General features: G+C 63.4%; 8 protein-coding genes. 3 read left to right on the top strand and 5 right to left on the bottom strand.

Annotation, left to right across the window (positions count from 1 at the left end; translation table 11 throughout):
• From EN879_RS17780 to EN879_RS17760, 5 genes are all read right to left on the bottom strand, one after another.
• Window positions 1-1,210: copper resistance CopC/CopD family protein (locus EN879_RS17780; protein ID WP_127274157.1), on the bottom strand; the 1,210-nt coding region annotated here is incomplete at its 3' end.
• A 54-nt stretch (window positions 1,211-1,264) separates the two neighbouring features.
• Window positions 1,265-1,783, bottom strand: coding sequence for a YcnI family protein (locus EN879_RS17775; RefSeq protein WP_013529535.1), 519 nt, complete (start codon window positions 1,781-1,783; stop codon window positions 1,265-1,267).
• 41 nt (window positions 1,784-1,824) lie between these two features.
• Window positions 1,825-2,364, bottom strand: a complete 540-nt coding sequence (locus EN879_RS17770; protein WP_063169027.1) for a copper chaperone PCu(A)C — start codon at window positions 2,362-2,364, stop codon at window positions 1,825-1,827.
• 97 nt (window positions 2,365-2,461) lie between these two features.
• Window positions 2,462-2,818, bottom strand: a complete 357-nt coding sequence (locus tag EN879_RS17765; RefSeq protein ID WP_063169028.1) for a DUF2946 family protein — start codon at window positions 2,816-2,818, stop codon at window positions 2,462-2,464.
• Between the two features lie 194 nt (window positions 2,819-3,012).
• Entirely contained in the window at window positions 3,013-3,915 is a 903-nt protein-coding gene (locus EN879_RS17760; protein WP_013529532.1) for a GntR family transcriptional regulator, read from the bottom strand.
• A gap of 229 nt (window positions 3,916-4,144) precedes the next feature.
• On the opposite strand from EN879_RS17760, the gene EN879_RS17755 reads away from it, so the two are divergent.
• The 3 genes from EN879_RS17755 to EN879_RS17745 all read left to right on the top strand — a co-directional run.
• Complete coding sequence (locus EN879_RS17755; RefSeq protein ID WP_013529531.1) at window positions 4,145-5,650, top strand: altronate dehydratase family protein; 1,506 nt, start codon at window positions 4,145-4,147, stop codon at window positions 5,648-5,650.
• Between the two features lie 60 nt (window positions 5,651-5,710).
• Window positions 5,711-6,709: an aldo/keto reductase gene (locus EN879_RS17750; protein WP_063169029.1), complete on the top strand. Its 999-nt coding sequence runs from the start codon at window positions 5,711-5,713 to the stop codon at window positions 6,707-6,709.
• A 300-nt stretch (window positions 6,710-7,009) separates the two neighbouring features.
• Window positions 7,010-7,320, top strand: a 311-nt coding sequence (locus EN879_RS17745) for a substrate-binding domain-containing protein (protein WP_164774450.1), incomplete at its 3' end; no start/stop codon positions are given.

The raw sequence follows: 7,320 nt of genomic DNA, 5'->3' as shown, positions 1-7,320 counted from the left end.
GGACCAGCCTGCGTTGAACTTCCGTCGATCCCGCCTCGGCCGATGCCGTGAGTTTCCAGCGGTTGACGGCAGCGAGCGTGAACAGAAAGACCAGCAGCCCGAGCTTGATCAGCAGCAGCCTTCCATAGGCGGTGTCGACCAATGCCGCGGGCGTTTGCACCTGGATGACGGCAAGCACGGTGCCGGCAGCGGCAAGCACGGCCACCACGGGCAGGATCGCCCAAGAAAATCGCCGCAGGAATGGCGTGGCCTCCGCCGATTGCCCCTTGAGCGCCAGCCCGAGTGGGACCAATGCGCCGACCCACGACGCGATGCAGACGCCATGCAGGAACACCATCGGCCGCGTCAGCCATTGCGGTTCGGCGGCACTGGCATGGCCGCTGGCGGCAAGGGCAATCCCCACCCCGGCCAGGCCGGCCAGCGCCAATGGCTTGGCGGTGGCACGGGGACCGGCCAGCGACAGCAGGCCAAGCCCCAGCGCGATCAGCGCGACCAGCACCGTCCAGCCGAAGCTGGTGCCGAGCCCGGTCCGCCAGATGACCGATTGTGCCAGATGGGAGAGCGGCGCCCCGAGTGCATCAAGCCCCTGCAATCCGAGCGACAGGGACGACGCGACCAGCCCGCTCAGGATTGCAGCTGCAACGAAGCGTTGCCCGGCACGGGCACTTCCGGCCAACCAGGCAAGCGCGAAGGCGCCGCCAACGCCGAGGAAGAGGCCGACGTAGAGAAAGATTTTGCCCGCCCAGATAGCCGACCGCAACGGCCAGTCGACGGTTTCGGATACGGCCGGCGGTTCGCTGGGCGCTCCGATGGAAAACAGCAGCGATCCGCCGACGGGATGACCGTCTGCGGAGATGACGCGCCAGCTCAAGACATGCGTGCCCGACTTGAGCGGCTGCGGATTGTCGATCTCGACGGTCTGGTCGCTGAGACGAAAGGCGGTCAGTGGAACCGGCTTGCCGTCGGGCTTCACCAGCGTCAGCACCAGAGGCGAGACCGGCTCGCTGAAGGTCAGCGAGAACTGCGCCGGTCCCTGTGCCAGCACCGCGCCGTCGGCCGGGTCGGTCTTGATCAGCGCGGCATGGGCAAAGGCCTGATCTGACACGGCAAGGCTGGCAAGAAACACGATCACAGCCAACAGGCCGACGGCAAGCCGGCCGGTGCGTTTGCCGGTCATGCAAGCCGTTTGCAGGAGGGAGGTCGTGCTCATGTCACCGCCACGAAAAAAGAGCGGCGCACTCGAAAGAGCGCGCCGCCTGGGAGATCATTTCTTCGGCAGCAGCTTGATGCCGGGTGCCGGGCTTTCCAGTGCGTCTTCATCCTGCCCTGCCGCTGGAATCTCGATCCAGCGATCGGCTGCACCGTCGCATTCCTGCACGACCGGGAAATAGAGTTTTTGGCCGACGGGGAGATCCGCCGTCAGCGTCGCGCGGAAAACGAACTCGTCATAGAATTCATCGGGCAGGTTGCCGCCGCTCCAGTCGACCTCCTTGACCCCATCGGTCACCGCCTGACCGTAGAGCTGGTAGGATTTCTCGTACTTGCCCTTCTTGGTCTGCAGCGTCCAGCCGGGCTTCGGCATCGGCTTGATCGCGATCACCCCTTCCGGAATCTGCACGCGCACGGCGGTCGTCGCCTTGCCGTCGCAGCCATGCGGCACGCGCAAAACGGCCTTGTAGGTCGAGCCGACCGCCGCCTCCTGGGTTTCGAACGTGATATGCGCGAAGGCGGCGCTGGTTCCGAGCGCGAGAAGTGCGCCGGCCGACAAAAGATATTTGTTCATGATGGTCCCTCGGATTTTCAAGATTTGTCGAGCTGGCGCGGTCAATTGGCGTGATCGTCCACGGCGCCGCCGCCCATGCCTTCGACGGCGAAATCGACGCTGACGGCGCCGGCCTTTTCGAAGGTCAGGGTGGCGGAGAACTTTTCGCCCTGTTTGGGTTGCCGCTTCAGGCCCATGAACATCAAATGATAGCCGCCAGGTGCAAGGGCTACCTTGCCGCCGGCCGGAATTTCCAGGCCGCCGGCAACCGGCCGCATGGTCATGACGCCGTCCTTGACGCCCATCTCATGCAGCTCGGCCTTTTCGGAGACATCGGAGGAAATCGACACCAGCCGATCCGGCGCACTGCCCTTGTTGGTGATGGTGAAATAACCGCCGGCCACTTTGGCGCCGGCCGGCGTGGCGCGCGACCAGGGGTGGCCGATCTCAAGATCGCCAACCTTGAACTCATGCGCGAGGACGGACTGGGCGCCTGTGAACAGCAGCGCAAGAGCCAGCACGGCAATGCCGACACGCTCTTCGATGCCGCGTAGAATGCTGCCCGGCTCAGGACGCGCGGCGTCAGGGAAAAAATAGGACATGGTTGCTCCATGAAGTGAAGGTCGCGCCGTTGCCGGTCGCGAGCAGTTAGATCTTTGGATGGGTACGCCCACGAAAGGTTCCGCCGGGCAAACAGGCTCAGGCCGTCAGCGGCGGCGCGCGCGGGTTCGACGGCGAGCGCTCACGCGCAAAGTCGAGATGGATGGCCGCCGGGAAGACAAAGGCGACCGTTTCAAAGGAAAGGCTGCCCGGCGCCAGACCGGCATTGGGCGGCGGCGCAAAGGCCGCCGAAACCATGCTGCAGCCGAGCACGCAGCATGCCGGCAGATGGGACGGCGGCTGGTTGCCGCCCGGAAGCTGGGTTGCGCCTTCATGGGTACAGATGACGTTGCCAAAAGCGTCGAGTTGCGATGCATTGGGACCGGCGCCGAAGGCGAATGCACCAAGCGTCGACTGGAGCAACAGCAGATAGGCCGCGACAAGCGCGACCGGCATGCTCCATCGTCTCCTCGATACGCCCAAAGCCCTGCCTCTTCGCAGCAACCAACCATATCTAGCACGGGGCCGGCGGGTGGAAAATCGCCAAATCGCCGCGGCGGCAACGCGGCAGGCCCAAGGCATGTCGCCCAGAAGTGTATAGCGGTTTTGGGACAACATGCATGAAACAGGGCTCCGAGCCGCGATGCGGCTCAGTGTTTTTGCAGCGACCGGCTCTCCGGGATCGAGGTCAGCAATGTCTGGCGCGCCGACTTCAAATGCTTGCGGCAAGCGGCGTCGACCTTGCCGAGATCGCGTGATTTCAGCGCTTCTATGTAGACCAGATGCTCACCGATCGCGACTTCGTTGCGCTCGCGTTCCTGCGCCTTGTTCCACTGGTAATGGTAGTGGAAGATCATGGCGATGACATCGTAGAAATCGACGATGAAGCGATTGCGCGATGCCCGGTGGATCAGCCGGTGGAAGCGCTCGTCGAGTTCGGAGAACTCGGTGAAGCGGGCGGCTATGTCGTTTGCCAGCTGGCGATGCTCGTCTTCCAGGCGGTCGAGATCGGTCCAGACTGCGCTGTCCTGCGGTAAAGCGGCAAAGGCGGCCGCCGAGCGCAGTTCGAACATCTCGCGGATTTCGGTCAGCTCCAGCGCGAAAGCGCGCGTAAAGCCCTTCAGCACCCAATGACTGTTGCGACGTTTCTCGATCAGGCCGAAGCGGGAGAAGCGGATCAGGAACTCGCGCACGCTGGTGGTGCCGACGCCGATCTCGCGCGCCAGTTCGAGTTCGTTGATCTGCATGCCGGCTTCGGCGCCGCCGGCGAGCAGCCGACGCATGAACGACCGTTCGATGATCTCGGCCAGCGTGTCTGTCTCTTCCTCGGGGAAGAAATCATCGGGAAGCGGTTCGCGCAGCACCGTCTTGGCGCGCTTGTTCCAGGCGATCAGCCCGGTCTCTTCCATGCGCGCGAGAATGGTGCGCACCGTGGTCCGGCTGACGCCAAGCAAGGTGCCCAGTTCCGGCTCCGAAGGCAGGCTGCGCGTTTCGTCGAGCAGCCGCAGGCAGCGGTTGTAGGCATCCTTGTAGACGTTGTTGCTCTTCGACATCCCTGACCCGTTGCACGCCGTCGCTTGCAGCGGACGGTTTGAAGCGCAATATGACGTTCGCATGGCTCTGAGAAGCGAAATTGCTTCCCGGAACAACCCGGAGACATGCGGAACTCCCCACGAAAAAACAATTGACGCAAAACTGTTTTTTCACGATAAAAGACAATATCTCTAAACAGGCGCGTGTCAATCCGCCCCGCGCAACCCAGGATCACCCAGGAAACCGCCCGTGAACGCCTCCAACTGCATTCTTCTGTCCCCCGCCGACAATGTCGCCGTCGCCAACGGCCGCATCGAGATCGGCACCGCGCTGCCGGGCGGTGCCGTCGCCAGTGCGCTGATCGAGCCCGGCCACAAGGTGGCGATCAAGCCGATCGCCGCCGGCGAGGCCGTGGTGAAATACGCCCAGGCGATCGGTCGCGCGACACAGGACATCGCAGCCGGCGAGCACGTGCATTCGCACAATCTGGTTTTCGAATCCGGCCGCTTGCCGGTCGTGCCGCCGAGCGAGGCCGAGCACGCGACGGAGGCCGACCGCGCCCGCACCTTCATGGGCTATCGCCGCGCCGATGGCCGCGCCGGCACGCGCAACTTCATCGGCATCGTCGCCAGCGTCAATTGCTCGGCCACCGTCTGCCATTCCATCGCCGATACCGCCAACCGCACGCTGTTGCCGAAATACCCCGGCATCGACGGCTTCGTGCCGATCGTGCACGGCCAGGGCTGCGGCATGAGCGGCACCGGCGACGGCATGATGGTGCTGCACCGCACGCTTGCCGGCTATGCCCGCCACCCGAATTTCGGCGGCGTGCTGATGGTCGGCCTCGGCTGCGAGGTCAACCAGCTCACCCTCTACGGCCAGAAGGGCGTCGCTGCCGGCAAGCGCCATTTCAACATCCAGGACGCCGGCGGGTCGCGCAAATCGGTGGAAAAAGCGATGGGCGTGCTGGCCGAGATCGCCGAGGAAGTCGGCCAGTTGAAGCGTGAGCCGATCCCGGTCAGCGAGATCGTCGTCGGCCTGCAATGCGGCGGCTCCGACGGCATGTCGGGTATCACGGCCAATCCGGCGCTGGGCGCGGCTGTCGACATCCTGGCCGGCGTTGGCGGTATCGGCATCCTCTCCGAGACCACGGAAATCTACGGCGCCGAGCATCTGCTTGCCTACCGCGCGGCAACGCCGGAGATCGCGCAGAAGCTCGACGGCTTCGTGAAGTGGTGGGAGGACCACGTCGCCAAGCATGGCGCCTCGATCGACAACAATCCCTCGCCCGGCAACAAGCGCGGCGGCCTCACCACCATCCTGGAGAAGTCCCTCGGTGCGGTCGCCAAGGGCGGCCAGACGCCGCTCAACGGCGTCTTCGGTTACGCCGAAAAAGTCACCGGCAGTGGCCTGGTGTTCATGGATACGCCTGGCTACGACCCGGTTTCGGCGACCGGCCAGGTGGCGGGCGGCGCCAACGTCATCGTCTTCACCACCGGCCGCGGCTCCTGCTTCGGCTGCCGTCCGACGCCGTCGATCAAGGTCGCCACCAACTCGACCATGTACCACCAGATGGAAGAGGACATGGACGTCAATTGCGGCGTCATCGCCTCGGGTGAAAAGACCATCGCCGGCATGGGCCGCGAGATCTTCGAACTGATCGTCGAAACGGCTTCCGGCCGCAAGACCAAGAGCGAGGACTTCGGCTACGGCGACAACGAGTTCGTGCCCTGGCATCTGGGCGCAACACTTTAGATTTTACTGATATAAAATAGACGGCGCGCCGGTCAGCGGCGGGCAACGGGGAGGTTTTGCATGGAAAAACGCCGTATCGGTCGGACAGCTCTGGAGGTCACCGAAGTCAGTTTCGGCGGCGCCGCACTTGGCGGCCTTTACCGCGCCTGTTCGCGCGAAGCGGCGATGGAGACGCTGCAGGGCGCCTGGGATGCCGACCTGCGCTATTTCGACACCGCACCCTTCTACGGTTTCGGACTGTCGGAGCGCCGCTTCGGCGACTTCCTGCGTTACAAGCCGCGCGATTCCTATGTGCTGTCGACCAAGGTCGGCCGGCTGTTTCGCCCGGTGCCGGACGATCAGGTTCCCGATCACTCCTATGTCGATCCGCTGCCCTTCGCGCTCGACTACGACTATTCCTATGACGGCATTATGCGGTCGGTCGAGTTCAGCTATGCGCGGCTTGGCCTAAACAGGATAGACATCCTGTTTGTCCACGACATCGGCGCCTACACCCATGGTATCGAGAAGACCAAGCTGCATTTTCGCGACCTGATGGATGGCGGCCTCAAGGCACTCGAAGAGCTGAAACGGACTGGCGTCATTTCTGCCTATGGGCTTGGCGTCAACGAGGTGCAGATCTGCCTGGACGTGATGCGCCGGGCGCCGCTCGACTGCATCCTGCTTGCCAGCCGCTATTCCCTGCTCGACCGCAGTGCCGAAGCGGAGTTGCTGCCGCTATGCCGGGCACAGCAGACCTCCTTGGTCATTGGCGGCGTGTTCAACTCCGGCATCCTGGCGACCGGCCCGGTGCAAGGCGCACATTTCGACTACCGCCCCGCCAGCCATGACGTGCTCGACCGCGTCGGCGCAATGGAAAGGATCGCCGCCGAGGGTGGCTATCCGCTCGCCGCCGCAGCGTTCCAATTCCCCTTGCATGAAGCTGCCGTCGCCACCGTACTGACCGGCACCGCCAAGCTGGCAAATCTGACGCGCAACCTCGAGCTGCTCGACATCGACGTACCGGAAACGGAATACGCCAAATATCGTCCCTACACGCTGGTGCAGGAGCTGGTGTGAAACTTCATGTTCCTTCGGCACATGGAGGAATGGATATTCCATATTGACGAATTGGTGGAATTAATATTCCATACGTTCCCAGAACGGAACGGAAGCGTGACGGCGCCAATGGGAGAACAGGGCGGGGGATCTGCCTCTGCCAGACCTCGCAACGACTGGTCAAACACCGCTTGCATCGATCTGTTCGATGCACTATCAAAACAGGGCAACTGTTTTTTATTGATAAAGTTCTGTTTGGGACCGCGCCTATCCGAACGGAGCTTCCGTATCGTTCACCGGGCGACTTAGGGAGGAAACCTCATGAAATTCGTGACCAGCATTCTCAACCGCCGCGCCGTCATGGCGCTGGCAGCAGCTTCAATGCTCGCCGGCGTCATGCATCCGGCGCCGGTTTCGGCGGCGGACGTCACCATTCCGATCATCGTCAAGGACACCACGTCCTTCTACTGGCAGATCGTTCTGGCCGGCGCCCGCAAGGCCGGCAAGGATCTCGGCGTCAACGTGCCGGAACTCGGCGCCCAGGCTGAAACCGACGTCAACGGCCAGGTCTCGATCCTCGAGAACGCCGTTGCCAGCAACCCGGCGGCCATCGTCATTGCGCCGACCGAGTT

It is taken from the genome of Mesorhizobium sp. M7A.F.Ca.AU.002.02.1.1 (assembly GCF_003998535.1).
In the GTDB taxonomy this organism is placed as follows: domain Bacteria; phylum Pseudomonadota; class Alphaproteobacteria; order Rhizobiales; family Rhizobiaceae; genus Mesorhizobium; species Mesorhizobium ciceri.
The sequence above is the reverse complement of the archived record's forward strand: the minus strand, read 5'-3'. Positions and strand labels throughout refer to the sequence as shown.

Coding starts and splice junctions, on each gene's coding strand:
- EN879_RS17775 (WP_013529535.1), bottom strand. CDS start 1,783: ATGAACAAATATCTTTTGTCGGCCGGCGCACTTCTCGCGCTCGGAACC.
- EN879_RS17770 (WP_063169027.1), bottom strand. CDS start 2,364: ATGTCCTATTTTTTCCCTGACGCCGCGCGTCCTGAGCCGGGCAGCATT.
- EN879_RS17765 (WP_063169028.1), bottom strand. CDS start 2,818: ATGCCGGTCGCGCTTGTCGCGGCCTATCTGCTGTTGCTCCAGTCGACG.
- EN879_RS17760 (WP_013529532.1), bottom strand. CDS start 3,915: ATGTCGAAGAGCAACAACGTCTACAAGGATGCCTACAACCGCTGCCTG.
- EN879_RS17750 (WP_063169029.1), top strand. CDS start 5,711: ATGGAAAAACGCCGTATCGGTCGGACAGCTCTGGAGGTCACCGAAGTC.